The following is a 1,231-nucleotide window of genomic DNA, read 5'->3' on the forward strand; positions in this document are numbered from 1 at the left end:
AACTCATTTAAATCACTTTGCTATTAAGTACAAATTGATTCTTAGAGCGAACCAGATTGCTTGGCAGGAGCTTAAAAATATGGCAGCTTAAAATTGACCGTGCGTAACATGAGTCACTAAAGCAACTCGTTGTTCTTTAGTTAGCTCTAAACCAATAGAGTATTGGATTGTCTCAACTTTATTACCCAACTCATCGTATAGATGCGTTGTTAAAAAATTATCTCCATCTATAGTACCCAGTAAGCGTCCTTTAGCATCGTGAATGGAAGACTCAATGCAGTAATCTCCAATAGGCTCAGGTAAATACGTCCCTTCTTTTAGGGCAGTAAGATCAATGTTGTCTAGGACTGAAGCATAGCGTACTCGATGTAAGAGATAGTCATTAGCGTCATAAATGTGCTGAGTTACTCTTAGTAGACTGTCAATGCGGAATATAACTCGATCATACTCATCATATATTAGGTATTCTTCATCATTTTTTTCATTTGTTGTAATACAAACACGCCCAACAATGTCTTCAATAAAAATTACTTTACTACTGCATTCACCTTCTTTCTCTTCTTTCAAAACCAAGCGGCCACTAGCATTATAGGTTTCAAGTGTCAGTAGCCCAGTAGGTTCAAAAATACGTTGGTATTGATTTCCCTTATAACTATATTGTGCTGTTTGCCCTAATGGATTTATTTCTTTTACGATGCGCGACAGGCCATCACGCTCTATGGATGTGATAGCAGTCTCTGCTTCGTTTAATTTTCTCTCGGTGATGCTTAGCTCATTATGTATTGTCCAGTCATATGAGAAATAAGTGGCAAAAGAATCCTTTATTCCTGTACCGTCATTCGCAATAGTGGCATATTGAATTTTCTCTACTACTTGACCAAAGCTATTATACGTCCACTCCATAAGAGCAATAGCTGCTTGATTTTGTTGAGTACACCAAGTGCTTACTGTTCCTAGTAGTATAGTACTGTCTTTTGTTAAAGCGCTTATATCGAAAGTATTCCCTAAATAGATAATTTCTCGGACGCGATTTCCATGGCAATCATAAGAATAGGCAGAGACTGCCCCATTAGGTATTATTTTAAAAACCAAATCTTGTTTATCGTTATAAAGGCAGGGCCACCTCATGAAAAAAATCTAGCTTAAATCGGTAAATAATGAGAGGCTAGCTTCATTTAAATGGATATAGGAATGAAGCTGGAAGAAGGATTTTTAGATTTTTTTATTTCAC

The 1,231-nt window shown here is 36.6% G+C and carries 1 protein-coding gene; it reads right to left on the reverse strand.

From position 1 onward, the window contains the following. Positions 1-87 precede the first annotated feature (87 nt). A complete protein-coding gene (locus tag ELY15_RS15880) occupies positions 88-1,128 on the reverse strand; it encodes a hypothetical protein (RefSeq protein WP_127101741.1) in 1,041 nt (346 codons plus the stop codon). Positions 1,129-1,231: the final 103 nt, after the last annotated feature.

Origin of the sequence: Legionella sp. km772 (assembly GCF_003989735.1) — a bacterium.
GTDB lineage: Bacteria > Pseudomonadota > Gammaproteobacteria > Legionellales > Legionellaceae > Legionella.